Raw genomic sequence first — 25,758 nt, forward strand, 5'->3', positions numbered from 1 at the left:
GAAATGGAGTCAGCACCGGGCCTACCGGCAGGCCGGAACAGTGGGGGCGGCATCGCCAAGGACGAGATCCGCGCGGCCATCGCCCGCCACCTCGACCTCGACGCCGCGGGCATCGCCGACCACGACGACCTGATCCAGCTCGGCCTGGACTCCATCCGCACCATGAAACTCGCGGGCTCCTGGCGCAAGCGCGGCCTCGCCGTCAACTTCGCCCAGCTCGCCGCCGAACCCACCGTCGCCGCCTGGCATCGAATGCTCGGCGGGGACAACGCCGCAATCGATGGCGGCGATGCGGGCACGACCGCCGCACCGGCGCAGACCGGGGAAGGAACCGTCGTAGACGCGGCCGGTTCCATCCCCGCGCCCGGTGCGGCGGCCGTGAACTCCCCGGCCCTCCCCGCCCCCGCCGACTCCGATGCGCCAGAGGTGAATTCGGCCGCCGCGGCGCCCGGTACGTCCGCCGGGGATGAGATCTCAGGCACGGCGGGTGTAGGTCCCGCCTCCGGTAGGAATGCCGCGGTGGTGCCGGATGACGGTACGCCGTTCGCGCTGGCGCCCATGCAGCACGCGTATTGGATCGGGCGGTCCGATGGGCAGCAGCTCGGGGCTGTGGCAGCGCATCTGTATGTCGAGTTCGACGGGGCGGGGGTCGAGGCCGAGCGGCTCGGGCGGGCGGTGGAGGCGCTGGTGCGGCGGCATCCGATGTTGCGTACGCGGTTCCTGCCGGACGGGACTCAGCAGACGCTGGAGCGGCCGGGGCGGCCGGTGTGGAGTGTCACCGATCTGAGTGGTGCGACGGCTGCCGAGGCCGAGCGGGTGCTGGGGGAGTTGCGGGACAAGCGGACTCATCAGCTGATGGCGGTCGAGGAGGGGCAGGTCGTCGATATCGCGCTGACGCTGCTGCCCGAGGGGCGCACGCGGTTCCACCTCGATGTGGACATGCTCGCGGCGGATGCCATGAGCTACCGGATTCTCATCGCCGATCTGGCGCGGCTCTACCACGGTGAGCAGCTGCCGCCGCAGGAGTACACGTTCCGGCAGTACCTGGCCGAGCATGCCGCGCCCGCTCCCGAGCACGCGGCCGATCGCGAATGGTGGCAGGCGCGACTGCCGGAAATGCCCGGAGCGCCGGAACTTCCGCGTGCGCTCGAGACCCCGGACGCCGAGGCGCGCACCGTACGTTTCCATCGCTGGCTCTCGCCCGAGGCGAAGGCGCGCATGTTCGCCAACGCGCACGCGCGCGGCATCACCCCGGCCATGGCCCTCGCCTCCGTCTTCGCCGAAACCATCGGCGGCTGGTCCGCGCAGCGGCGGTTCCTGCTGAATCTGCCGCTCTTCCACCGTGAACCGGTGCATCCGCAGGTCGACGGCGTGATCGGCGACTTCACCTCCTCGGTGCTGCTGGAAGTCGACGTCACCGAACCCGCCACCGTCACCGAGCGTGCGCAGGCTTTGCAGCGCGAATTGCATTCCGCCGGAGCGCATTCCGCGTACTCGGGACTCGAGGTCCTGCGCGACCTCGGCCGCCACCGCGGCGAACCGGTGCTCGCGCCCATCGTCTACACCAGCGCCATCAACCTCGGCGAGCTCTTCGGCGACCAGGTCACCGACACCTTCGGCGATCCCGTCTGGATCATCTCCCAGGGCCCGCAGGTCCTGCTGGACGCCCAGGTCACCGAGGTGCGCGGCGGTCTGCTGCTGAACTGGGACGTCCGCGAGAACGCCTTCCCCGCGCACATGGTCGAGACCATGTTCACCCGCTACATCGAAGCGGTCCTGCGCCTGGCGGGCTCCAGCGACCAGGAGACCGGTCCGCTGTTCCCCGCTGCCCCGGCCGCTGATCCTGACGGCCCCGTGAACTCCGAAACCCCGCTCGGCACAGGAGAAGCCGCAACGCCTGCTGCTGCCGCAACGCCTGCTGCCGCGCCCCTTGCTGCTGCCGGGACCCCTGCTGCTGCTGTCGCCGCGAGTGCGGTCACTGCCATATCGGGCGGTGCCGGTGGCGCGGAGCAGGGTGCCGCCCCTGTGCCGCGGCGGGTCGCCGGGGATGCGGGGTGGGACGCCGACGCGGCCGTGCGGATTCCGGTGGAACAGGCCGTCATTCGGGCCCGGGTGAACGCTACCGACGGGCCGGTGAGCGGGCGTGTCCTGCACGCGGGGCTGTTCGCGCATGCCGCGCAGCACCCGGATGCGGCCGCTGTCATCTGGGAAACCGGTGTTCAGGCGCTCGCATCGGCAAACTTTGAACCGGCCGGTCGCGACTCTGCGGCGGTAGCCGCGGTGGGTGCGGTCGACGGCCGGGATCGTACAGATGGCGATCGGAATCCGCTCCCGGGCAATACGATTCGGACCCTCACCTTCGGTGAGCTCGCGGCGGAGGCGCTCGCGGTGGCCGGTGCGCTGCGGGCGGCCGGTGTGCGGCAGGGCGATTCGGTGGCTGTGCAGTTGCCGAAGGGCCCGGATCAGGTGCTGGCTATCTGCGGTGTGCTGGCGGCCGGTGCGGTGTACGTGCCGGTTGGTTTCGACCAGCCCGCCGCCCGGCGCGCCGAGATCCTGCGGACCGGCGAGGCGGTCGCGATACTGACCGCCGGGGCCGAGGTGCCCGAGGTGCGGGCGATTCCGCTGGCCGAGGCGCGGGTGTTCGCCGAACCACTGCCCGAACCGGTGCTGCCGGACCCGGAGCAGATCGCCTACGTGCTGTTCACCTCCGGATCCACCGGCAAGCCGAAGGGCGTGGAGGTGCCGCACCGGGCGGCCATGAACACCATCGACGATCTCAACGAGCGGTTCGGGATCGGCGCGGCGGATCGCGCACTCGCCCTGTCCGCCTTGGAATTCGACCTCTCGGTGTACGACATCTTCGGACTGCTGAGCGCCGGCGGCGCGGTGGTCGCGGTGGACGACGCCCAGCGCGCGGATCCGGCCCGCTGGGTGGAAATCCTGCGGCGGCACCGGGTTTCGGTGCTCAACTGCGTGCCGAGCCTGCTCGATATGACCCTGGCGGCCGCCGCCGGGCAGCCCCTGGACAGCTTGCGCATGGTGATCCTGGGCGGGGACTGGGTGGACGTAGCGCTGCCGTCACGGCTCGCCGCCGTCGCACCTGACTGCCGGTTCGCGGGTCTGGGCGGCGCCACCGAGACCGCCATCCACTCCACCATCTGCGAAGTGGTGAACGCCCAGGTTCCGCCCGAATGGTCGGCCGTGCCCTACGGCACCCCGCTGCGCAATGTGCGCTGCCGGGTGGTCGGCCCGTCCGGGCACGACTGCCCGGACTGGGTCACCGGTGAGCTGTGGATCGGCGGGGACGGCGTGGCCGCGGGCTATCGCGGCGATGCCGAGCGCACCGCCGACCGGTTCGTCACCCACGAGGGCGTGAACTGGTACCGCACCGGCGATCTCGCGCGCTACCTGTCCGACGGCACCCTGGAATTCCTGGGCCGCGCCGACCATCAGGTGAAGATCCGCGGCTACCGGGTGGAGCTCGGCGAGGTGGAGAGCGCCCTGCGCGCGCTGCCCGGTGTCCGCCACGCCATCGCCGCGATCGTCGGCAAGTCCGCGCCGAAGCTCGCCGCGGTGGTCGTCGCCAACGACGGAATCACTTTGGACGCAACGGCTCTGACAAATGCCCTGGCCGACCTGCTGCCCGCCTACATGATCCCCGGCCGCCTGGAACTGCTGCCCGAACTGCCGTTCACCTCGAACGGTAAGCCGGACCGCAAGGCCATCGGACGCCTGCTCGCGGAGGATGAGACCGAACGCGAATTCGTCGCTCCCCGAACCGATCCCGAACGCGCCCTGGCCGATATCGTCGCCGGCGTCCTGGAGCGCGACCGGGTCGGCGTCACCGACGACTTCTTCGCCCTGGGCGGCGATTCGGTGCTCGCCACCGCCGTGGTGGCCCGGGTGCGCGATTGGCTGGAATCGCCGGACACGGTGGTCTCGGACTTCTTCGCCGCCCGCACCGTGGCCGGGCTCGCGGAACGCCTGCTGGAACGCGAGCGCCGGGCGGGCGCGGCGGGCCGCCTGGAGCAGATCGCCGCGCTGTACCTGGAGGTCGCCGCCATGTCCGACGACGAGGTGCTCGCCCTCTCCTAACCCGGCAGCTCGCAGCCGTCTTTCAGGATGTGGAGGTCGTAGAAGAACTTGTAGCAGGCGGGATCGTCCGGGAGTACCCAGTGGAAGCCCTCCAGGAGGAACACCGCCACCAGATTCACCACCAGAATCAGCGCGCAGAAACCGATAGCCAGCTTCCCGATGAGCCGATGCGGCGCCGCCGGAATGACGGTGGCCGCCGTCGACCACGAAAACGACAGCACCACACCGATGGTCGTGATGGCCGCGACGAAAAGGATCCACGCCCACACGTACAGATGCAGCCCCAGCACCGCCCCGCCGTAGCCGGGATCGCCGGGCAGGATGTGCAGCATGGTCTGCCGCCACGCGGTGAACCCGCCGCCGAAGCAGGCCACGATGGCCAGGCCCCAGCCGACCGCGTAATCGCGCGGCTTGATCAGCCCGGTCATACCCTTGCGCACGATATAGGCCCCGCCCAGCGCGGCCAGGAACATGAAGTACCGCTGGATCATGCACAGCGGGCACGGGTATTCCCAGTTGAAGAACTGCACCGCCAGCCCGCCGCACACCACGCCGGTCCAGCCGACCACGAAAATCACTGCCAGCCAATACTGCAGCTGACCCAGCGCGCCACCGCGCGAGTGGCTGACCTCGATCTCGATATCGGTCTCGGTCACCAGGTCAGCCCCAATCCGAGGCTGCTGGTGATGTGGTACTTCAGCAGCGCGCCGGTCATCAGCGCGACCACCCACCAGAGAGTCAGGAACGAACGCCGAGATCCCTGTTTCCAGATCAGATAGACCACGGCCAGCAAACCCGCGACTATGAGCGTGTCCATATCGCGGACCGTACCTGTTTCGGCTGGTAGTGGCGGGTAACAAGGTGGCGGACACGCCGTTGCGGCAAGGCTGTTCGCAAAGCATCGGCTAACCACCGGCGCCGAAGCGGGCGGACGGAGACCCGGCGGTGACGGCCGCCCGCCCCTAGACTCGATCGGGTGAGTGGTTGGGACATCACCGACATCCCGGATCAGACCGGGCGCACCTTCATCGTGACCGGGGCCAACAGCGGTCTGGGCGCGGTCACCGCCCGGGCGCTGGCCGGGGCGGGCGCGCAGGTCGTCATGGCCTGCCGCAACGAGATCAAGGCGCGTGGCGTCGCGGACCGGATCGGCGCGGGCGTGCAGGTGCGCCGCCTGGATCTGGCCGACCTGTCCTCCATTCGCGAATTCGCCGACGGCATCGACTCGGCCGATGTGCTGATCAACAATGCCGGGGTGATGGCGGTGCCGCTCAAGCGCACCGCCGATGGCTTCGAAATGCAGGTCGGCACAAACCATCTCGGTCATTTCGCGCTGACCGGGCTGCTGCTGGACAAGATCCGGGATCGGGTGGTGACGGTGTCGAGCGGCATGCACGCCATCGGCCGCATCGATATCGAGGATCTGAACTGGGAGCGGCGCAACTATCAGCGCTGGGCTGCCTACGGGCAGTCCAAGCTGGCCAATCTCATGTTCACCTTCGAACTGCAGCGCCGTCTCACCGCCTCCGGTTCGCCGAAGCTCTCGGTGGCCGCGCATCCGGGCTACGCCGCCACCGATCTGCAGGGGCACACCGAGTCCATCCAGGACCGGTTCCTGTCGCTGGGCAACAAGCTCTTCGCGCAGAGCGCCGAAATGGGCGCGCTGCCTTCGCTTTTCGCCGCCACCTCCGAGGTGGAGCCGGGCGAGTTCTACGGTCCCACCGGTCTGCGCGGCCTGCGCGGGCATCCCGGCCGGTCGTCTTCCACCTCCGCCGCGCGCGACGAAGTGACCGCGCGCCGGCTCTGGGAACTGTCCGAACAGCTCACCAAAGTCAGCTTCCCCTTCACGCGCCGCTAGATCGGAATACGCTGGGGGACATGAACATCCCGTACGACCGGCGGGAACAACTGGAGAAGATCCAGAACGGGCTGCTGCCGGGGGAACAGATCATCGCCGTCTACGACGCGATCGGGGTGGGGACCGGGTTCCTCGGGCTGACCGATCGCCGCGTCATCATCCAGGACAATTCGTTCGTGGGTAAGAAGGTCGCCATCACCTCCATCCCGTATTCACGGATCAGCAGCATCAGCGTGGTCGCCAACAAATCGTTCGCCGGGCAGTGGTTCTCCTCCGGGCAGATCGCCATCAGCACCGGCCACCACACCTACGAGGTGCAGTTCCGCGGCGACGAGAAGACCCGCCATGTGCACGACGTGATCCTGCACTACATCGCCTCCTGAGGCCGAGCGCCCGAATCCCAGCAGGTGGGACGGGTTTCCCGGCGACGTTTGCCCGGGTGTCGCACGTCATACGCACGCTGTGTCATCTCTGGTACAGTCGCCGCCATGCAGCGCGTGTATTTCTGGTTTAGCCAGCCGGCCCCGGGTGGGCCGAGCGGCGTGACCTCGCGCTGACCTCTTCCACCCCGAGCCGGACGAACACAGACCGGCTGCAAGGGTTTTCACCACGAAATCTCCGTGGGCCGGCCTGAGAACAGGAACCCACGATCATGACTCTCGCCGATCTCGACAAACATGCCGACCTCGACGATCAGCGCACGCTGAGCGTCAGCCCGCTGCTGTCGCCGCGCGAAGTGCGCTCCGCCCACCCCATCGACGATGTGCTCGCCGATACCGTGCGCGCCGGTCGCAAGACCACCGTCGATGTGCTCAACGGTGACGACGACCGCCTCATGGTGGTCGTCGGCCCGTGTTCGGTGCACGATCCCGAAGCCGCCATCGACTACGCCCGCCGCCTCGCGGTGAAGGCCGCCGAACTCGGCGACCGGCTGCACATCGTCATGCGCGTCTACTTCGAGAAGCCGCGCACCACGCTGGGCTGGAAGGGCCTGATCAACGATCCGCACCTGGACGGATCCTTCGACATCAACACCGGTCTGGTGCTGGGCCGCCGCCTGCTGGTCGACATCACCGGGCTCGGGCTGCCGGTGGCGTGCGAGTTCCTGGACCCGATCACCCCGCAGTACATCGCGGACATGGTGTCCTACGGCGCGATCGGCGCCCGCACCGCCGCCAGCCAGGTGCACCGCCAGCTGTCCTCGGCGCTGTCCATGCCGGTCGGCATCAAGAACGGCACCGACGGCGACGTGCAGGTTGCGGTGGACGGCGTGCGCGCCGCGGCCGCCAGCCACGTGTTCCCCGGCACCGATCTCGACGGGCGCTCGGCGCTCATCCGCACCGCGGGCAACCCGGACTGCCACGTCATCCTGCGCGGCGGCAGCAACGGCACCAACTACGACGCCGACTCCTGCGCGGAAGCCCTGCTGCGCCTGGAGAAGTCGTCGCTGCCGCAGCGCCTGGTGGTCGACGCCTCGCACGGCAACTCCAACAAGGACCACAACCGGCAGGTCGATGTCGTCACCGATATCGCCGACCGGATCGCCGCCGGCGAGCGCACCGTGGTCGGCCTGATGATGGAGAGCTTCCTGGTCGCGGGCCGGCAGGACCTGACCCTGGGCCACCCGGAGGAGCTCACCTACGGGCAGTCCATCACCGATGCCTGCATCGACTGGGACGTCACCGCGGCCCAGCTCGAGCGGCTCGCCGACGCCGTCGCCGCGCGCCGCGCGCTGCCGGCCTGAAAGATAGGCTCGCGCGCCGCTGTTCGGTGAGTCCGGCTCACCCCTGAGCGGTCCGGCGCGCGGAAGTCGTTCGGCGCACCCCCAGTCCGGCGGGGGTGCGCCGAACGCGTATCCGGGCTCAGTCGCCGCGGGGTGCGGCGATGGCGCAGAGCAGATCGCCGGAGGTGATCACGTGCACCCGGAAACCGGCGGCGGAGAGCGAATCGGAGAGGCGGGCCGAGGTGGGGCGCGGCGACGGATGATCGCTCGATTCCGGTGTGCCGTAGCCGTATACGAGATACAGGGTGCCGTCGGCGGCGAGCAGGTCGCGGATCAGGGCCAGTTCGGTGGTGGCGGGGCCGGTCCAGAAGAGGTTCACATTGACGGCCAGGATCTTGTCGAAACGATCGCCGGGGCGGTCGAGCAGGGTCTCGGGGCGCAGTTGCCCGAATTCGGCTTCCAGCACCCGTAGCATCCCGGAATCCAGCAGCGCGGCATGCTTTTTCGCCGATCTGGCGATGGCGGTGGGCGAGCGGTCCACCACCGTGATGCGGCCCCGGGGCAGCCGCGCCGACAGATAGGTGACCGAGGGGCTGGAGCCCGCGCCGATCTCCAGCACGTGATCGCCGGGGCGCAGATCCATGGTGTCGGCGATCCACTCGAACCTGGACTCTCTGGCCACCGCTCACACCCCCGCGGGCCAGTCCGGCGCGGGACCGGGCGGATCGGTGTGCAGACGGCCGGCGATCCAGCTGTCCCGGCGCACGCCGCGCTGCACGCAGCCGCCGCGCAGCAGGCCCTCGTAGGTGAAACCGCACCGGCGGGCCACCGCGGCCGAGGCGTGATTGCCGACGATGGCCCGCCATTCGATGCGCTCCAGACCCAGGAACGACCGATCGAACGCGGCCGCGCAGACCAGGTTCAGGGCGCGGGTCATCAAGCCCGCCCCGCGCGCCTGCCCCGACATCCAGAACCCCACCTCGGCGGCGCCGGACTCGCGCCGCGAATCGATCTGGTTCAGCCCGATCATGCCCACCACCGGCTGACCTTCGCCGCGGCGCAGCGCCCAGGTGGGGGAGCCGCCCGCCCAGCCGGGCAGTACGAAGTCGTAGACGAATTTTTCCGCATCGGCGCGATGGTAGGGGGACGGCATGGTCGTCCACTCCGGAATGGACGGCTCCTGACAGCAGGCGGTGATGGCGTCGATATCGGGCACGGCCGGCGGCGAAAGCCATACCGAACCGTCGGTCAGGGCATGCGGGTCCACCGGGTCATGCTGGCACGGAAGGCGGGGGCGAGGTGGAAGGTTTCCGAGACCGGTGGCGGTCGTGTCGGTTCGGGTCCGTAGCATTTGGCCGGTGGTAGCCGCTCTTCTCGCCGATCTGTTCGAAACCCATCGGCCGCATCTGCTCTCGGTGGCCTACCGGTTGACCGGCAGTGTCGCCGATGCCGAGGACGCGGTGCAGGAGAGCTGGTTACGGCTCGCGGTGGCCCGGCAGCACGAGATCGAGGATCTGCGGGCCTGGCTCACCACCGTGGTCAGCCGCATCTGCCTGGACCGGCTGCGCAGTGCCGCGGCGCGGCGGGAACAGTATGTGGGGCAATGGCTCCCGGAACCCATCGTGACCGCGTGGCAACCCTCCAGCACACCCGATCCGCTGGCCGCGCTGGTGCGCAAACAGGACTACCGATTCGCCGCGCTGGTGGTGCTGGACGGGCTCACGCCGCCGCAGCGGGTGGCCTTCGTGCTGCACGAAGGCTTCGCGGTGCCGTTCGACGAGATCGGCGAGATCCTCGGGATCACCGCCGATGCCGCGCGGCAGCTGGCGGCGCGGGCGCGCAAGGCGGCGGCGCGGACGCCGGAACCGGCTCCGGACGCGGAACACGAGGCGCTGGTGCGGCAATTGCTGGCGGCGCTGGCGCGGGCGGATATGGATGCCGTTGTGGCGCTGCTGCATCCGGACGTGCACACCATCGGCGATGCCGGCGGCACCACCTCCACCACCATCAATGTGGTGTCCGGGCCGGAGAAGGTGGCGCGGCTGTGGCTGGGCATCCAGCGCCTGCACGGCGTCGGCGACCCGGAGCGGGTGGCCGCGAACGAATTGGTGCTGGTGAACGGGCAATTGGGGCTGCTGGTGCACGAGCGCGCATCGGGCGACGGGTACCACGGCACGCCGACCAGAGTTTTCGGTTTCACCGTGAAAGACGGAAAAATTTGGGGCGCTTACGATCTGGCCAATCCGGCTAAGCTGACAGGTATTCGGGTGCCGCACTGACTTGGCGGGGTGGCCACTGGCGTGGGGGCGGCATCCGGACTGAACGGCGCGGCCGCGATTTCGCGACCGCGCCGCATCAATGTGCGGACCCGAGCACCGGCCCTGCGATCAGCCCGAGCCGAAATCCCGATCGGGCGGCGGACCAGCCCCGGCCACCGGTTTCCGGGTCGCGCGCCGTCCGGGGGACCGCACCGCGTCGACTATTCTCCGGTCATGCCGCAGATTCCCACCGTCGCCCGCCTGCGCCCCTTCGCGTCCACCATCTTCGCCGAGATGACCGAGCTCGCCGTCCGGCACGGCGCGGTCAATCTGGGGCAGGGGTTCCCGGATTCCGACGGTCCGGCCGGCATGCTCGAGGTGGCGCGGCAGGCCATCGCGGACGGGTTCAATCAGTACCCGCCCGGGCGTGGGGTGCCGGCGCTGCGCCAGGCCATCGCCGCGGATCGGGCCCGGCGCTACGGCACGCATTACGACCCGGACAGCCAAGTGCTGGTTACCGTGGGCGCCACCGAGGCCATTGCCGCGACCGTGCTCGGCCTGGTCGAACCGGGGCAGGAAGTGGTGCTGATCGAGCCGTACTACGACTCCTACGCGGCCGCCATCGCCATGGCCGGAGCGCAGCGCCGCACCGCCCGCCTGGTGCCGGACGGCGACGGGTTCGCCCTCGATCTGGACAGCCTGCGCGCCGCCATCACCCCGAATACCCGCCTGCTGATGGTGAATTCGCCGCACAATCCGACCGGCGCGGTGCTCTCCCGCGCCGATCTGACGGCCATCGCGCAGCTCGCCATCGAACACGACCTCATCGTCATGTCCGACGAGGCGTACGAGCATCTCTACTTCGACGGCCACCAGCACATCAGCATCTCCACCCTGCCCGGTATGGCCGAGCGCACCGTCGTCATCTCCAGCGCCGCCAAGACCTTCAGCGTCACCGGCTGGAAGATCGGCTGGGCCTGTGCGCCCGCCCCGCTGCTGGACGCCGTTCTGGCCGCCAAGCAATTCCTCACCTTCGTCGGCGGCGGTCCGTTCCAGCCCGCCGTGGCGCATGCGCTGCAGAACGAACAGCAGTGGGTCGCCGCGCTGCGGGACACCATCTCCGAGAAGCGCCTCCGCCTCTCCGCCGCCCTGCGCGAAGCGGGCTTCGGTGTAAAACGCAGCGACGGCACCTATTTCGTCTGCGCCGACATCACCCCGCTCGGCGCCACCGACGCCTACGCCTTCTGCCGCGAACTCCCCGCCCGCCTCGGCGTGGCCGCGGTCCCGGTCAGCGTCTTCGCCGACGACAAAGCGTCCTGGAACCACCTCATCCGCTTCACCTTCTGCAAGAAGGAGGAAACCCTCGCGGAGGGCGTCCGCCGCCTCCGTGCCGCTCACGCGCCGGCCTGAGCCCGGACCTCTCCTCCGTCATCCCGGCATGCTCTTAGCCGGGATCCATGCCTCAGCGAACCGGGTGGATTCCGGCTAAAAGCACGCCGGAATGACGGAGGGGACACGTGGCTTCGTGAACTGGCAGTTGGATAGCGGTCCACGGCTTGTGAACTGGACCGCGACAAGTGCGGCCAGTTTTCGGATGATCGAGCAATGATCGGGACGACGGCGGTGCTCGGGGTTTCGGCGGCGGCGCTGGGGATGGTGCTCACGCCGGGGCCGAACATGATGTATCTGGTGTCGCGGACCGTGTCCCAGGGGCGGCGGGCGGGGCTGGTGTCGCTGGGCGGGGTCGCGGTCGGGTTCGGGGTCTATCTGGCGGCTGCGACCGCCGGAATCACGGCCGTGTTCTCGGTGGTGCCCGGGTTGTACATGGCGTTGAAGCTGGCCGGGGCGGGATATCTGGCCTGGCTGGCGTGGAAAGCGATTCGGCCGGGCGGGGTTTCGGTGTTCACGCCGGATACGCTGCCCGCGGATCCGGTGCGGCGCCTGTTCACCATGGGGCTGGTGACGAACCTGCTGAATCCGAAGATCGCCATCATGTACATGGCGTTGATTCCGCAGTTCGTCGCGCCTGAACAGGGGCGGGTGTGGTTGCAGAGCCTGTGCCTGGGGTCGGTGCAGATCGTTATCGCGTTGTGCGTCAACGGATTGATCGTGGTCGGGGCGGGCGGGATCGCGAGTTTCCTTGCGGGGCGGCCGTTGTGGCTGCGGGCGCAGCGGTACGTGACCGGGTCGGTGCTGGGGGCCATGGCGGCGCTGATGGCCACCGATCGGGCGCGGCCGTTGCCCGCGTAGCGGTTCCGGCGGCCCGGGTCAGACGTGCAGGCTGCCGGGGTAGAGGTATTCGGCCGCCGGCGGTTCGGTGCGATCCAGCCAGGCGGCGAGGAAACCGGTCAGGTCGTGCGGGGTCCGCGATTGCAGGAACTGGCGGAACTCGGGCATCGAGGCATTGCCGTACTTGTGCGCGGTCACGAAATCCCGGACCGCGGTGAAGAACACCTCGTCGCCCAGGGTGCGGCGCAGGGCGTGCAGGAACAGCGGGCCGCGGTAGTAGACCGAGGTGAACTCGTCGCCCACACCGGGATTCGCCAGGGCGTACTGCCAGAACTTGGGGTCGTCGTGGTACTTGGCGACGGTGTCGCGATACTCCTGATCGACGTCCTTGCCCTCTTTGCGTTCCGCCCACAGGTAGTCGGCGGTGTAGCTGGCGAAGCATTCGTTCAGGCAGATGTCGGACCACTGCTTGACCGACATGGAATCGCCCCACCACTGGTGCGCGATCTCGTGCACGACCGTGTTCAGATCGGTCCACGGCGCGTAGATGGGGCGGGACTGGGTCTCCAGGGAGAACGGCAGTTCGGAATCGACGTAGATGCCGCCCCCGGACTCGAAGGGGTACGGGCCGTAGAGCTCGGTCTCGAAAGCCAGGATCTCGGGCAGCCGCGATTCGACCTCGCGCGCCTTGGTGGCGTCGGGCGCGAAGGCGCTCAGCAGCGGGGTGCCGTCGGCGGCGCGCTGCTCCAGGAACTCGAAGCGGTCGATGGCGATGGTGGTCAGATAGCCGATGACCGGCGAACGCATCTCCCAGCCCACCGTGCGCATGCCGTCCCGCACCGCGTCATCGGTGCGCACCCCGATCGACACCACCTCCCACTCCTGCGGCACCGTGGCGTGCAGGCTGAAAGTGGCCTTGTCCATGGGGGTGTCGTTGAGCGGATACCAGCTGGTCGCCGAATGCGGTTCGCCCGCAACGAAAGCGCTGCCGCTGGGGGAGAGCACCCAGCCCTCGCCCTCGGTCGAGGTCACCTCGCCCGCGTACTCCACCTGCACGGTGAACGGCAGGCCCGGGAGCAGCGGCAGCAGCGGGGTGACCACCAGTTCGTGTTCGTCGGCGCGGTCGAACCAGGCGGGGAGATTGTTCACCGACACCTTGGTGACCGCGGGGCCGCTGTAATCCAGGTTCAGGGTGCGCAGCGCCTGGGTGGCGACCGCGTCCACCCGGGTGGATCCGGTCAGCCGATGGGTGTCGGGCGCGTAGCCGATGGTGACGTCGTAGTGCTTGGCGTCGTAGCCGCCATTGCCGTCCATCGGATAGTAGGGGTCGTTCAGGCCGGGCGCGCCGGTGAACGGGTCGGCCGTATCCGCTTGCGCGGGAACCGCACTCGCCATGGTCAGCAATGCCGCGCCCAGCATCGTGTACCGCCGCCACCCGTGCGCCATGTGCTGGGCCACCCCTTCTCGCCTGCTGGTTCGACCCCCGCGAGCCTAGTCGCCCGATTTGTCAGTTACTCGTACCCGACACGGCCACGCTGGCGCCCAGCCCGATGATCATGACGCCGCCCGCGCCGCCGACCGCCTCCAGGCGTTTGGGGGAGCGCGCGAACCAGGCGCGCGCGGTGCCGGCGGCCAGGCCCCAGGCGCTGTCGGACACCATGGCGATCAGCAGGAAGATGACGCCGAGAATGAGGAGCTGCAAGGGCAGCGGGCCGGACTCGGGGTCCACGAACTGCGGCAGCACCGCCGAGAAGAAGATGATCGCCTTGGGGTTCGACAGCCCGACCAGGATGGCTTGGCGGAACAGGCGTTTGCCGCGCACCGGTTCGGTCTTGGTCAGCAGGGCGTCGCGCAGGGACCGGCGCTCGCGAATGGCTTGTATACCCAGGTGAATCAGATAGAGCGCGCCGGCGAGCTTCACCACCGTGAGCGCGACGGCCGAGGCGGCCAGCACGGTGCCCAGACCGGCCGCGACCAGGCACAATACGACCAGCACACCGATGGCGTGCCCGGCCACCGAGAGCAGGGCGGCCTTGCGGCCGTCGGTGAGGGCCCGCCCGATGACGAAAAGCACGCCGGGTCCGGGAATCACGATGATGACGGTGGCTGCGACGACGAACGCCAGCAGGTGCGAAGCTGGGATCATCGAATCATTCTACGAAGTGGTGCAAGTGAATTCGAGAGTATGACAACTCTCGGACTCTCAGGGGTTCCCCCTGAAACCCCAACCGTGGAGACTTTCAGGCTTGCCTCGGTGAACTGCGGGAGTGGTGAAGCCTCACTCACGGTCGAGCAGGCGCGATTCGCGTCCGGACCGAGTGGGGGTGACGCGACCGTCGGGCGCGGCCCCGCGTGCTTACCCGCGCAGCTCCTCGGGGAGCTGGCGCGGGTCGAGCAGGAGGCGTTTGGCGTCGACGCGGCGGACCTTGGCGGCCAGGTCCAGATTGTCGGTCAGCAGTTGCCATTCCACTTCGCGGATGGCGGTGCGGGCGCGGTCGATGATGTTCAGGTCGCGGGTGCCCCAGGCGATCGGCATGGCGCTCACCGACTGCCACAGGTCGCCGACCGAGCCGGGGGCGCGGTCGATGCGGACGGTGACGGCGGGGACGCGTTCGCCTTCGCGGGCGCGATGGCCGGGCAGGGAGCGCACGGTGCGGGTGACCAGGGCGTAGCGCGGGCCGTCGGTGCTCGGCTTGGCCACGTCGATGAGCGCCAGCAGGGTCGCGCCCTTGCCGTTGGTCTCCGACACCACGGCCGGCACCAGTTCCCCGGTCGCGTAGAGCCGTTCCACCCGCCCCCGGTACGGCGTCCACAGTCCGATGAACAGCGCCGTCCCCGCGCCCAGCAGGAACGCCACCGCCAGCAGATACGACCACGGGTGGTTCAGCCAGACCAGGAACGCCGTGCCGACGCCCAGCGCCACCGCCGCCCCGATCGCGAGCAACCGCAGCCGCCGCAGGTAGGCGACCACTTCGTTGACCGCCCTGGCATGCTCACGGTCAACCGCGAATTCGAAGCGTCGCACGTGCGTTCCCCTCGCCTTCCGGAGGCTTATCCTCCAGTTATCCTATAGCCGGCCCCAGCAGGTCGTCCGCATCGGTGATGCGATAGGCATACCCCTGCTCCGCAAGGAAACGCTGCCGGTGCGCGGCGTATTCGGCATCCAGCGTGTCACGTGCCACCACCGAATAGAAGTGAGCTTGGCCGCCATCGTGTTTGGGCCGCAGCAGGCGACCCAGCCGCTGCGCCTCCTCCTGGCGGGACCCGAAGGTGCCCGAAACCTGCACGGCCACAGACGCTTCCGGTAGATCGATGGAGAAATTCGCCACCTTCGACACCACCAGCACCGGGATCTCCCCGCGCCGGAACGCGTCGAAGAGTTCCTCGCGCTCCTTGGTGCGAGTGGAACCCTGGATGACCGGCGCGTTCAGGTGTTCGCCCAGCTCGTCCAGCTGATCCAGGTACGCGCCGATGACCAGCGCGGGCGAACCTTTGTGCTGGGCCAGAATCGATTCCACCACCGGGAGTTTCGTGCGCGCCGTCGAGCACAGTTTGTAGCGCTCCTCCGGCTCCGCGACGGCGTAGGCCATGCGCTCGGCGTCGGTGAGCGTCACCCGCACCTCCACGCAGTCGGCCGGGGCGATCCAGCCCTGCGCCTCGATGTCCTTCCACGGCGCGTCGTAGCGCTTGGGCCCGATCAGCGAGAACACGTCGCCCTCGCGCCCGTCCTCGCGCACCAGCGTGGCGGTCAGGCCGAGCCGGCGGCGCGATTGCAGATCCGCGGTCATCCGGAAGACCGGCGCGGGCAGCAGATGCACCTCGTCGTAGATGACCAGGCCCCAGTCCCGGCTGTCGAACAGCTCGAGATGCCGGTACTCGCCCTTGGTCTTGCGCGTGATCACCTGATAGGTGGCGATGGTGACCGGGCGGATCTCCTTGCGCTCGCCGGAGTATTCGCCGATCTCGTCCTCGGTCAGCGAGGTCCGGGCCAGCAGCTCGCGCCGCCACTGCCGCCCCGCCACGGTATTGGTGACCAGGATCAGCGTGGTCGCCTTGGCCTTGGCCATGGCCGCCGCGCCCACCATGGTCTTGCCCGCGCCGCACGGCAGCACCACCACGCCGGACCCGCCGGCCCAGAACGAGTCGGCCGCCAGTTCCTGGTAGTCGCGCAGATGCCAGTCGCTGCTGGCGTAGTCCAGATCGATCTGATGCGCCTCGCCGTCGACGTAACCGGCCAGGTCCTCGGCCGGCCAGCCCACCTTCAGCAGCATCTGCTTGATCCGCCCGCGCTCGGAGGGATGCACGATGACAGTGTCGTCGTCGATGCGCGCGCCCAGCATGGGCTGAATCTTCTTGTGCCGCAGGATCTCCTCCAGCACCGCGCGGTCCAGGCTCGCCAGCACCAGGCCGTGCGCGGGATGCTTGACCAGCTGCAACCGCCCGTAGCGGGCCATGGTGTCGACGATGTCGACCAGCAGCGGCTGCGGCACCGCGTACCGGCTGAAGTTCACCAGGGCGTCGACGACCTGCTCGGCGTCGTGCCCCGCGGCGCGCGCGTTCCACAGCGCCAGCGGGGTGATGCGATAGGTGTGCACATGCTCCGGCGCGCGTTCCAGCTCGGCGAACGGCGCGATGGCCTGACGCGCGGCATTGGCCGACTCGTGGTCGACCTCGAGCAGCAGCGTCTTGTCACTTTGAACGATCAGCGGACCGTCGGTCACGGCACCTCCCGGTAAGTGCGGCCTCGAACGGGCCGTGGTCCATTCTTCCTGATGGCTCCGACAGCCCGGCCGCGTGCGTTGCGTCGGTTACCGACAACGCCGCATGACACCTCATCGATTCCCGCGCCGGGTGGATTACCCAGCGGATTCGCCGAAAACGATCAAGACCCCAATTCGGGTGGCTACGATCACCCGCATTACTGGACGTGCGTCCATATGAACGATTGACCAGAAACTGAACAGGGGTGCCCGGTGCGAATCGACGGCAGAGGTTGGATGGCGGCCGCGGCCGCACTGGGTTGCGTGCTGGCGCTGACCGGCACCCCGGCCGCGACGGCGGCCCCGGCGGGAGCGGCGGCCCGGGCTGTCCACGTCGAGGGCGGGAGTTTCGTCGACGCCGACGGCCGGGTGGTGCTGCTGCACGGCGTCAACAATGTGGACAAGGAAGCGCCCTACCTGGAAGCCGGCGACGGGCTCACGCTGACGGCGGACGACGCGGCGCTGCTCGCCGGGCACGGGGTCAATACCGTGCGGCTCGGGGTCTCTTTCGACGGCCTCATGCCCACCCGCGGCGTGGTCGACACCGCCTACCTCGATCGGGTCGCGGGGATCGTGGACACCTTGGCGCAGTACGGGATTCACACCTTGCTCGACAATCACCAGGACGGGCTGTCGAAGATCTGGAACGGCAACGGCTTCCCGGAATGGTCGCTCGCGGCCCGGCCCGGCGCGCTGGAGCCCAATATCGGATTCCCGCTGTACTACCTGATGCCCAGCATGAATCGCGGTTGGGACGAGGTGTGGAACAACAGCAACGGCGTGCTCGACTATCTCGGGCAGGCGCTGGGCGCCCTGGCCGCGCGTGTCCAGGGACATCCCGGGGTGCTGGGCATCGAGCTGCTGAACGAGCCGTGGCCGGGCACGGCGTTCCTGTCCTGCTTCCCCGACGGCTGCCCGGGCTTCGATGTGAAATACCAAGCGGCCATGCAGAAATTGACCGATGCGGTGCGGGCCGGGGACGGCGCGGTGAACGTCTTCTGGGAACCCAATGTGACCTGGAACGAGACCATGCCCACCAATCTGGGTAAGAATCCGCCGATCACCGCGCCGAATATCGCCTTCGCGCCGCACGACTACTGCATTCCGAGTCAGCTGGCCATCTATCTGGGGCTGCCCGAGGCATTGCGCGCGCTGTGCGGGCCGCAGCAGGACAAGACCTGGGGCAATATCGACGCCTTCACCGCGCGCACCCATTTGCCCACGCTGGTCACCGAATTCGGCGACGGCGACGCGACCGTGGTGAGCAATACGCTCACCCGGGCCGACGAGCGATTCATCGGCTGGCAGTACTGGCACTACAGCTCGCGCTTCGGGGCGGGCGGGCCGAAGGGGGATCCGTTCCTCGGGGATCTGGGGCGGCAACTGGTGCGCACCTATCCGCAGGCCACGGCCGGGACGCCCGGGCGGATGATCTTCGATGCGGGCAATGGCGACTTCGCCTATCGGTACACGCCGCGGGCGGGAACCGGGCAGACCGAGATCTACGTGTCGGATCTGCACTATCCGGGCGGGTATGCCGTGCGGGTGGACGGCGGCACGGTCACCTCGGCGGCCGATGCGCGCCCGGTGACCGTGACGGCGAACGGTTCGGGTCCGGTCACCGTGTACATCAACCGGCCCGGTTCGGCCGGGGCGACGGTGCCCACTGGGCCGATCGGAACCGGATCGGCGAGCGGCTCGGGCGGCAGTGGTTCGGCGAGCGGATCCGGTGGAAGTGGTTCGGCGGGAAGCGGTTCCGGTGCGGCGGGGTCGGTAGGCTCGGGTTCGGCCGGCTGAGGCGGAGCGATCGGGCTCGCCGTGTAACGGCCGGCGGGCCCGTGACGACACAGTGCACGGCGCCACTTCTGGACGCATGACCGAATCGAGAGGGAACACTCGTGGACAACAACATCCTTGCCCTGCAGATGCTTCAGCGCCTGCTGCCCACCATTCTCAACCTCTCGTTCATGGCGCTGGGCGGGCTCCGGATGACCGGCATCTGACATACCCCCGCCAGGCTGATGCGGTAGCCGGGCCCGCCCGGGTACGCTCACCGCGTTCACGGCAGCCGTGAACCCGTTCGGTGAGAAAGGTTTTCGCTAGTGAAGTTCGCAGGAACGAGGTTCGTCGTGCGCCTCGTGCTCGCCCTGGTGGCGATAGCGGTCGCCGCGCTGGCCGTGACCGGGTGTTCGATGATCAAGGACGCCAGCAAATCCGACACCGCCAAGGCGAAGGTCGGGGACTGCATCAATGTCATCGAGGGGTCGGCCGTCGACTCCAAGACCGAGCCCATCGCCTGCTCCTCGGAGAAGGCGGTCTACCAGGTGGCGCAGGTCAATGACAAGAAGGTCGACTGCAAGGAGGAGCAGACCTCCTACGAGGAGACCCTGAACGGCGGCACCACCGCGTTCCTGTGCCTGACCCCGAACTTCAAGGAAGGCGCCTGCTACAACGAGAGCGCCACCACCGGGTACAAGTACGTGGCCTGCACCGCCCCCGAAGCCTCCTTCAAGGTGACCAAGCGCATCGACGGCCAAGCCGACGAATTCCTCTGCGACGCCACCACCGCCATCGGCTTCCGCGTCGTCCCGGACCCGAAGGTGACCTTCTGCCTGGGCAACCCCAAGGGATAACCCAACTCTCGGGACTCTCAGGGGCTCCGCCCCCGAACCCCCTCGGGAGGGACGAACGGGCTTCGCCCCGAACCCCTCGGACAGGAGGTCGGCCCCGCTCCTGAACCGCTGTGAGCGGGGAGGCTGGGCTTCGGCCTCTCACTCCGAAAGCTTTGCCCCCGAACTCGTTCAGAGTTCGGGGGCTGTTTTTTTGTTTCGGGTTATTCGACGAGGGCGACCGAAGCTATGCGGTGGAGGGTGAAGTGGCGGACGGAGCCGGTTACGGGGTCGAGGGCGTCGAGTTGGCCGCCGCCTACCTTCAGGGGTTCGACTATGCGCTGGGTGGCTACGCCGGAGGCGTCCACGTAGCCGATGTGGACGGGGCGGCGGGTCCGGACGGCCAGTTGCAGGAGGTTGAGGGTGGCGGCGGTGCTGGTGCGGCTGCCGTCGGCGCGGACGGTCTGGCCGGGGCGGGCGCTGGCGGCGCGTTCGCCGGCGCGGAGTTCGGCCACCAGGGATAGGAGTTGTTCGGTGCTGGGGGGATTGGGGCGCCAGCCGGGGCGCTGGTTGTTCCGGGCGGGGAGGCGGGCGCCGCGGGGGCGGAGGTCGACCACCGCGCCGGAGGAGTCTTCGCCGGCGGGGCTGAAACCGGCGGCGCGTAGTTGTTCCAGGAGTTCGCCGAGCGGAGCCTGGGAGATGGCGACCGTGGGCGCGATGGCGCGCAGGGCCAGCTGGCCGGCTACGGGGGCGGTGAGCACTTCGGCCAGCAGGGTCGGGTCCTCGCTGCGGAGGAAGGACTGCGCCATGCCCGCGCGCAGGCGGCCGTGGCGGCGGGCCACATCGTCGATGAGATAGGTCAGCGATTGCGGGACCGGGGTGCGAGAGTGGGTGGTGAACAGGTTGTGTAGCTCGGCGGCCGTCGCGCCGGCGTCGAGCGCGCGCCGGACCGAGGTTTCGCTGAGGCGGTAAACCGTTGCGGCGCCCGCTGATTCGACATCGGCGACCAGCGCCACGCGGTCCTGGAGCTCGGGCGTGAGCGGGCCGGGAGCGATCACCGTCAGATCCGCCTGCACCAGTACGTGATCCACCGGTTCCGGCAGCGCGGCCGCCATCTCCGATTCGGCGTCCTCGGGACTGCCGTGCAGTAGCGCCCGCCCCGCCGAGGTCACCGCGCCGCGCGCCACCAGGCCCAGCGCCTGCGCTTCGGCGAGGGTATTGGTGACCGCCTCCAGCCGATAGTGCCGCCGCCAGCGCGGCTGCCGCCACGCCAGCACCCGCCCCAGATCGGCAGCGGAAATCGCGGTGCCGGAGGGATATTCGGCGAGCAGACCCAGAATGGCGCGCCGATCGCGCACCGCGTGCACATTGCGTAGCTCCGCCGAAAGCGCCGCCAGCGGCTTGTCATTGGCATCCCGCAGGCCGATCATCCACGGGCAGCGGTCCAGGTCCAGCCAAGCCTGTGCCAGCACCACCCAGCGGCGCGGCGGCACCACCGCCGACCAGGCGTCGGACGTGGTGGTGGGCGCCCAGAAGTCGTCGGCGCCGTCGCCGTCGGGCAGCGGTTCGGGACTGCCCTTGTCGATCAACCGCGCCGCCGCGAGCACCTCGGCGATCAGCCCGATGCGGTTCTCGTCGATACCGGTTTGCTTTGCGATACGGCGCAATTCGCGCACCCCGAGCCCGCCGGAGCGCAGCACCGGCGCGGGCCCGCGACCCAGCACCTCCAGCACATCGCCCGCGTGTCGCAGCAGTTCGCCGACCTCACCGGCCGCCGCCGCGTTCACATCGGCGGGCGCGTACTTCTGCTGCTCCGCCTGCGGCGGCGTCAAAGCGTGCGGATCGGTGACGGGTTCGTTGCGCAGCACCTGACCGACCGAGATCGGCAGCTCCACCGTCTCCTCGTCGATCCAATTGAGCAGCCGCCGCGCCAGCAGCCGCTGCACCGGCCGATCCTCGGGCGTGCCGGGCGCGGCGTCCCGGGTACGCCCGCGCGGCCCCGTGGTCGCCAGCTTCTCCAGCAGCCCGCGTTCCGGCGGCGGCAATTCACCCAGCGCCGTGACGATCTCGGGTTCGGTGAGCGCGTCCGGCAGCTCCGTGGTGCTGCCCAGCGGCCACGGCAGCGCCTCCTGCGCGGCGGGGGTGAGCCGCAGCGCCTTGTCCGGCCCCCAGGCCAGCGCACGGCTGCGCAATCGCTCGATGGCAGCCCCGAGCGCGACCGCGGTGACCCGATCCCCGAGCAGTTTCTTCAACCGCGTGCGCGGGACCGGTTGCGCGCGCCGACCATCGGCCGCGCCTTCCACCACCAGGGTTTCGATGACCGCGAAGTCGAGCGTGTCCAATTCGTCGGTGGCCCGCAGCACCGAGGCCCGCTGTTCGGTGCGGGCGGCCAGCACCGCCATCGAAGCGGGCAGCGGCACGGCCAGATCCGGCCGCAATTGCAGCAGCGTGACCAGATCCTCGTCGCTGCGTTTGGCCAGCCATTCGGACAGCTGGGGCCCGTCCGAGGCCGCGGTTGTGGCGGCATCACCGGATCCGGCGGTGGGGGTAGCGGTATCGGTCACTGCGTCCGATCCAGGCGGCCGGTGTCCGGCCGCTGCGAAGTAGTGGTCCTGGCCGACGGCGCGGCGGCGGTCACGCTCGTGGCATGCGCACGGCGCGCGGGTGTTCCGAGACGCGGTACAACGGCCGCCGCGGGCGACAGACGTCGGGTGCGCGGCGGCCGCTGGAAAGCGGGACGCGCCGTTGACCGCATCGGAAACCGATCAGTACGTCAGCGATTGATGACGGTGTGCGGGTGCACGTAGGGCAGCTGATCGGCCGGCAGCGGGAACTCGGTGTCCTCGCCGTAGGGCGAGAGGCTGCCGGAGCGGGTCGAGGAGAGCTCGGTGACCGCGTGATCGCCGTTGGCCGTCTCGGGCCAGCCGTTGTCCACATAGGGTTTCTTCGTCTTGTTCACCACGCGCTCATTCTGGCATGCGCCCCCGCGGACGGCACCGTCCGGCACCCGGAAGTTTGCCCGCCGCACGATGATCGGGCCGGAACCCGGCCCCGAACACACAAATGCCCCGCATCGCCTTTGATGCGGGGCATTTGCGTAACGCGAACGCGCGGGTCCTAGTGGGGCAGGAAACCCTTGTTCGCTTCGAAGAAGTTCACGACCGCCGGGTCCAACTTGGTGTTGTTGGCCTTGGTGGCGTTGAGGAAGTCGAGCGCCTGCTGCGGGATGTTGACACCCTGCTGCTGGACGATCTCGATGGCGCGGTCCACGGCCTGGAAGACCTGCTGGCTGCTGTCCGCCACCTGCTCCTGCGCGGCCTGCGGATTCCACTTGGGCGCGGTGTCGGTGGAGGGCACGGAGCGCTGGGTGGCGCCGCTGGAGAGGCCGAGGCTCGAGGAGCAGGAGGGCCAGGCGCCCCAGCCCTGCGAGGCGAGCACCTTCTCGGCGACCGCGATCTGCTGTTCGCGGGTGGCTTGGTTGGCGGTCGCGGCGTACTCGCCGCCGCCGTGGGCGGTCCAGGTGCTGGGCGAGAACTGCAACCCGCCCTGGAAACCGTTGCCGGTGTTGATGGCCCAGTTACCGCCGGCTTCGCACTGAGCGAGGCGATCCCAGTCGGAGTCGGGTGCCGCGCTGGCGTTTCCGGCCAGTGCGACTCCGGCCCCGCCGAGGGCGATACCCGTCAGGGCAACCTTGGCGACGGTGCGGCCGGTGTTACTCGGCTTGCGATGGCGTCCACTCATGTTCTGGTCGTTTCCTCTCGTACGCTCCTGCGAGACCGACTACCGGGGGCGAACTGAGAGGTCGTCCGCTCCGGCGCGCTGGTGCGCGCTGTTCCTCGCCCTCACCCTGGTTCCAGTTGGGGTCCGTGCCCGCGGGTGAGGTTCGGTGCGGCGGGCCGGTGGCGCCGGGCTGACCCGGCTGGTGAGAGACATTACGACGGTCCCCGGGAAAAATCACCATTTGGTAACCGTCGTGTCCGGGTGGGTCCCTAACCGGCGCAAGCGGTTCCGTTTCGCTTCTGTGCAGGTGGTCACGGCGAGTCCGCGCCGATAGGGGGCTGTCACCCCGCTGTGACCGTTCTGTTATGTGATGAAGATCACAGGTGTAGCGGGGTAACGAACCGGGCAACCGGACGTGTCGCTCACCGCGGCGGAATGATCTCGGTGAGGCGCCGTCAGCGCGCGCGGCGGCCCGACCACAGGGCGAACACCAGGGCCAGCAGGAACCCGGACGAGGTGCCCGCCATCGCCACCAGGTACAGCCACGCGCCCGGCTCGTAATCGGTCAGCAATCCGATGCCGAAGGCCGCGATCACCGCCAGCAATCCCACGGACAGCAGCGTCAGGGCGAGATAGAGCAGCCAGTTCGCGGACCTGCGCGAAGTCTGCTCGGAAGAGGAATCTGGCACATTCAGACCGTAAAACTCATGTGCTCGCGCTATTCACACCGGGGTAGACTCGAAGGCAATCGCGTCCTGCATAGCTGTGTGGGGCGCGCTTCTTTTCGCAAACGGAAAGGTTGCGGGCGTAACTCGTCCGGCGACCACGACTGTGCCCGGAACTTCCCGGGCATCGAATGACGAACGGGTGAGCGCAGTGCCGACCGGCAAGGTGAAGTGGTACGACGTCGAAAAGGGCTTCGGCTTCCTTTCCCAGGATGAGGGTGAGGACGTCTACGTTCGATCGTCGGCGCTGCCTGACGGTGTGGAGGCGCTCAAGCCGGGGCAGCGGGTGGAATTCGGGATGGCCGCGGGTCGCCGTGGGCCGCAGGCGCTTTCGCTGAAGCTGCTCGAGACCCCGCCGTCGCTGCGCAACGAGCGCGGCGGCGAGCGGCGCGGCAAGACCTCCGACGCGCCGGTGGTGCGCAAGTCCACCGACGAACTGCACGGGCTGATCGAGGACATGATCACCATCCTCGAAACCAAGGTGCAGCCGGATCTGCGGCGCGGAAAGTACCCGGACCGCAAGACTTCCCAGCGCATCGCCGAAGTGGTGCGCGGCGTCGCGCGGGAGCTCGACCACTAGGCCGAGCCCTGAGCAAGAAAACGAAAAGCCCGGAAGCGGTTGCTTCCGGGCTCTTTTCGTCTGTTGCGAGATCGGCTAGACCTCGGTGTGGATCGACCACGCCTGATGCGGCAGATAGCCCTCCTGGCCGGTGGTGGTGTCACGCACCAGAATCGGCAGCTGCACCTCGACCACGACCAGCTTCAATTCCTTCAGCGACGGAATGGTCACCGCCACCGTGCCTTTGTCGTAATCCTGGAAGCTGACCGTGTTCTGCGCGGTCGCCCCGGAGGGCGTGCGGTAGATCGCGGTGATCAACCACGGCTTGCCCGCGATGTCCTTGGGCAGCGACAACTGCAGCGGATCCCCGCCCGGCACCCGCAGGTCCACCGGCTTACCGGTGTGGCAATCCGGCTGTCCCGCCGCGCATTCGAGGGGCACCGGGAAACCCGACATGTCCTCGGCGGGCAGGATCTTGCAGTCCTGCATCTGAACATTGCAGTACTGGTACGGCTGCACCGTCACCGACTTGCCGTGCGAGTACGCGGTGAGCTCCGGTTCCGGCTTCTCCGCATTGCGGGCGATCATCGCGATCACGCCGAAGTACGCCACGGCCACCACGAGCAGCGCCACGAGTGCGGCAACGAGCGTGCGGGCTTTGACTTGGCTCACCGTTGATTCCTTGTCCCTGACTAGGCCGCTTCCCCCGCGCCGTGTGCGCCGGGGACTTCCTGTTTCGCGTGCTGAGGTCGATTACCGCCCAAACCGGGCAGCAGCGAATGACCACGGTAGCTGACCACCGTCTGGATCAATCCGAGCGCCATCACTCCGGCCACGGCGGCGAAGCCCTTCCACCATTCGGTGGGCAGCAGCACGCCCATCGCGCCGCCGATCACCCAGGACAGCTGCAGCACGGTCTCGGAGCGGCCGAAACCGGAGGCGATGGACTCCGGCGGCAGATCGTCCTGGATGGACGCGTCCAGCGACACCTTGGCCAGCGCGCTGGCGCCGGCCGCGATCAGGGTGGCGACCGCCGCGCCGATCAGATTGTCCAGCAGGGCGGCGACCACCGCGATGCCCACGCAGGCGATGGTGCAGAGCAGCACGATCAATTGCGGGCGGCCCAGTTTCATGCGCGCGCCGGTGGCATTGCCGGTGAAATTGCCGATGGCCGCGGCCGCGCCGACCACGCCCAGCATGGCGGCCTGCTGCACCGGGCGAT

General features: G+C 68.9%; 23 protein-coding genes and 1 pseudogene. 10 read left to right on the top strand and 14 right to left on the bottom strand.

Annotated elements, in window-relative coordinates:
- Nucleotides 1–120: 120 nt before the first annotated feature.
- Nucleotides 121–4,095 (top strand): annotated as a pseudogene (locus tag NY1_RS42495) (non-ribosomal peptide synthetase); the annotation flags it as partial.
- On the opposite strand, the gene NY1_RS39930 reads toward NY1_RS42495, so the two are convergent.
- Together NY1_RS39930 and NY1_RS43965 are read right to left on the bottom strand one after the other, a co-directional pair.
- The gene (locus NY1_RS39930) at nucleotides 4,092–4,751 is read right to left on the bottom strand and encodes a disulfide bond formation protein B (protein ID WP_218028565.1); all 660 of its coding nucleotides are present in this window, start codon (nucleotides 4,749–4,751) and stop codon (nucleotides 4,092–4,094) included. The pseudogene NY1_RS42495 and the gene NY1_RS39930 sit on opposite strands and share 4 nt — an antisense overlap.
- The gene (locus NY1_RS43965) at nucleotides 4,748–4,912 is read right to left on the bottom strand and encodes a DUF5993 family protein (RefSeq protein ID WP_169815480.1); all 165 of its coding nucleotides are present in this window, start codon (nucleotides 4,910–4,912) and stop codon (nucleotides 4,748–4,750) included. Before NY1_RS43965 ends, NY1_RS39930 begins: the two co-directional genes overlap by 4 nt.
- Before the next feature lie 159 nt (nucleotides 4,913–5,071).
- Here NY1_RS43965 and NY1_RS39935 point away from each other — a divergent pair, with 159 nt between their 5' ends.
- The 3 genes from NY1_RS39935 to NY1_RS39945 all read left to right on the top strand — a co-directional run bounded on the left by NY1_RS39935 (nucleotide 5,072) and on the right by NY1_RS39945 (nucleotide 7,697).
- A complete protein-coding gene (locus tag NY1_RS39935) occupies nucleotides 5,072–5,953 on the top strand; it encodes an oxidoreductase (RefSeq protein ID WP_067722974.1) in 882 nt (293 codons plus the stop codon).
- A gap of 20 nt (nucleotides 5,954–5,973) precedes the next feature.
- Nucleotides 5,974–6,336: a PH domain-containing protein gene (locus NY1_RS39940; RefSeq protein WP_067722976.1), complete on the top strand. Its 363-nt coding sequence runs from the start codon at nucleotides 5,974–5,976 to the stop codon at nucleotides 6,334–6,336.
- A 269-nt stretch (nucleotides 6,337–6,605) separates the two neighbouring features.
- On the top strand, nucleotides 6,606–7,697 hold the full coding sequence (locus NY1_RS39945; protein ID WP_067722978.1) for a 3-deoxy-7-phosphoheptulonate synthase: 1,092 nt from the start codon (nucleotides 6,606–6,608) through the stop codon (nucleotides 7,695–7,697).
- A 118-nt stretch (nucleotides 7,698–7,815) separates the two neighbouring features.
- Here NY1_RS39945 and NY1_RS39950 read toward each other — a convergent pair whose 3' ends face one another.
- Together NY1_RS39950 and NY1_RS39955 are read right to left on the bottom strand one after the other, a co-directional pair.
- The gene (locus NY1_RS39950) at nucleotides 7,816–8,358 is read right to left on the bottom strand and encodes an SAM-dependent methyltransferase (RefSeq protein ID WP_067722980.1); all 543 of its coding nucleotides are present in this window, start codon (nucleotides 8,356–8,358) and stop codon (nucleotides 7,816–7,818) included.
- A gap of 3 nt (nucleotides 8,359–8,361) precedes the next feature.
- Nucleotides 8,362–8,943 (bottom strand): GNAT family N-acetyltransferase, encoded by a 582-nt coding sequence (locus NY1_RS39955; RefSeq protein WP_067722982.1) that lies wholly within the window; start codon nucleotides 8,941–8,943, stop codon nucleotides 8,362–8,364.
- Nucleotides 8,944–9,034: 91 nt separating this feature from the next.
- On the opposite strand from NY1_RS39955, the gene sigJ reads away from it, so the two are divergent.
- The 3 genes from sigJ (at nucleotide 9,035) to NY1_RS39970 (ending at nucleotide 12,184) form a co-directional block, all read left to right on the top strand.
- Nucleotides 9,035–9,955: an RNA polymerase sigma factor SigJ gene (gene sigJ, locus NY1_RS39960; RefSeq protein WP_067723010.1), complete on the top strand. Its 921-nt coding sequence runs from the start codon at nucleotides 9,035–9,037 to the stop codon at nucleotides 9,953–9,955.
- A gap of 213 nt (nucleotides 9,956–10,168) precedes the next feature.
- Nucleotides 10,169–11,344 carry a pyridoxal phosphate-dependent aminotransferase gene (locus tag NY1_RS39965; protein WP_067722985.1) on the top strand — a complete coding sequence of 392 codons (1,176 nt, stop codon included), beginning with the start codon at nucleotides 10,169–10,171 and terminating at the stop codon, nucleotides 11,342–11,344.
- 195 nt (nucleotides 11,345–11,539) lie between these two features.
- Complete coding sequence (locus NY1_RS39970; protein WP_067722987.1) at nucleotides 11,540–12,184, top strand: LysE family translocator; 645 nt, start codon at nucleotides 11,540–11,542, stop codon at nucleotides 12,182–12,184.
- An 18-nt stretch (nucleotides 12,185–12,202) separates the two neighbouring features.
- Here NY1_RS39970 and NY1_RS39975 read toward each other — a convergent pair whose 3' ends face one another.
- The 4 genes from NY1_RS39975 to NY1_RS39990 form a co-directional block, all read right to left on the bottom strand.
- The gene (locus tag NY1_RS39975; protein ID WP_369690473.1) at nucleotides 12,203–13,621 is read right to left on the bottom strand and encodes a M1 family metallopeptidase; all 1,419 of its coding nucleotides are present in this window, start codon (nucleotides 13,619–13,621) and stop codon (nucleotides 12,203–12,205) included.
- 49 nt (nucleotides 13,622–13,670) lie between these two features.
- Nucleotides 13,671–14,309: a LysE family translocator gene (locus NY1_RS39980; RefSeq protein WP_067722991.1), complete on the bottom strand. Its 639-nt coding sequence runs from the start codon at nucleotides 14,307–14,309 to the stop codon at nucleotides 13,671–13,673.
- Nucleotides 14,310–14,519: 210 nt separating this feature from the next.
- Nucleotides 14,520–15,188, bottom strand: a complete 669-nt coding sequence (locus NY1_RS39985; RefSeq protein WP_067722993.1) for a DUF3239 domain-containing protein — start codon at nucleotides 15,186–15,188, stop codon at nucleotides 14,520–14,522.
- Between the two features lie 37 nt (nucleotides 15,189–15,225).
- Nucleotides 15,226–16,884 carry a DNA repair helicase XPB gene (locus NY1_RS39990; RefSeq protein ID WP_067722995.1) on the bottom strand — a complete coding sequence of 553 codons (1,659 nt, stop codon included), beginning with the start codon at nucleotides 16,882–16,884 and terminating at the stop codon, nucleotides 15,226–15,228.
- A 276-nt stretch (nucleotides 16,885–17,160) separates the two neighbouring features.
- Between NY1_RS39990 and NY1_RS39995 the strand changes: the two genes are divergently transcribed.
- Nucleotides 17,161–18,720 carry an endoglycoceramidase I gene (locus NY1_RS39995; protein WP_067722997.1) on the top strand — a complete coding sequence of 520 codons (1,560 nt, stop codon included), beginning with the start codon at nucleotides 17,161–17,163 and terminating at the stop codon, nucleotides 18,718–18,720.
- A 332-nt stretch (nucleotides 18,721–19,052) separates the two neighbouring features.
- Nucleotides 19,053–19,556 carry an LppU/SCO3897 family protein gene (locus NY1_RS40000; RefSeq protein ID WP_233434690.1) on the top strand — a complete coding sequence of 168 codons (504 nt, stop codon included), beginning with the start codon at nucleotides 19,053–19,055 and terminating at the stop codon, nucleotides 19,554–19,556.
- A 200-nt stretch (nucleotides 19,557–19,756) separates the two neighbouring features.
- On the opposite strand, the gene NY1_RS40005 is transcribed toward NY1_RS40000, so the two are convergent.
- The 4 genes from NY1_RS40005 to NY1_RS40020 form a co-directional block, all read right to left on the bottom strand.
- The gene (locus tag NY1_RS40005) at nucleotides 19,757–22,096 is read right to left on the bottom strand and encodes a helicase-associated domain-containing protein (RefSeq protein ID WP_084536273.1); all 2,340 of its coding nucleotides are present in this window, start codon (nucleotides 22,094–22,096) and stop codon (nucleotides 19,757–19,759) included.
- Between the two features lie 209 nt (nucleotides 22,097–22,305).
- The gene (locus tag NY1_RS40010) at nucleotides 22,306–22,494 is read right to left on the bottom strand and encodes a hypothetical protein (protein WP_067722999.1); all 189 of its coding nucleotides are present in this window, start codon (nucleotides 22,492–22,494) and stop codon (nucleotides 22,306–22,308) included.
- Between the two features lie 155 nt (nucleotides 22,495–22,649).
- Nucleotides 22,650–23,273 carry a resuscitation-promoting factor Rpf1 domain-containing protein gene (locus NY1_RS40015; RefSeq protein ID WP_067723000.1) on the bottom strand — a complete coding sequence of 208 codons (624 nt, stop codon included), beginning with the start codon at nucleotides 23,271–23,273 and terminating at the stop codon, nucleotides 22,650–22,652.
- Between the two features lie 434 nt (nucleotides 23,274–23,707).
- The gene (locus tag NY1_RS40020; protein WP_067723001.1) at nucleotides 23,708–23,941 is read right to left on the bottom strand and encodes a hypothetical protein; all 234 of its coding nucleotides are present in this window, start codon (nucleotides 23,939–23,941) and stop codon (nucleotides 23,708–23,710) included.
- A gap of 187 nt (nucleotides 23,942–24,128) precedes the next feature.
- On the opposite strand from NY1_RS40020, the gene NY1_RS40025 reads away from it, so the two are divergent.
- Nucleotides 24,129–24,557, top strand: coding sequence for a cold-shock protein (locus tag NY1_RS40025; RefSeq protein WP_084536275.1), 429 nt, complete (start codon nucleotides 24,129–24,131; stop codon nucleotides 24,555–24,557).
- Nucleotides 24,558–24,632: 75 nt separating this feature from the next.
- On the opposite strand, the gene NY1_RS40030 is transcribed toward NY1_RS40025, so the two are convergent.
- A complete protein-coding gene (locus tag NY1_RS40030; RefSeq protein ID WP_067723003.1) occupies nucleotides 24,633–25,208 on the bottom strand; it encodes a DUF2771 domain-containing protein in 576 nt (191 codons plus the stop codon).
- A gap of 20 nt (nucleotides 25,209–25,228) precedes the next feature.
- The coding region (locus tag NY1_RS43970; protein WP_501193567.1) for an MFS transporter at nucleotides 25,229–25,758 on the bottom strand (530 nt) is incomplete at its 5' end.

This window comes from Nocardia yamanashiensis NBRC 100130, from assembly GCF_001613325.1.
GTDB classification, from domain to species: domain Bacteria; phylum Actinomycetota; class Actinomycetes; order Mycobacteriales; family Mycobacteriaceae; genus Nocardia; species Nocardia yamanashiensis.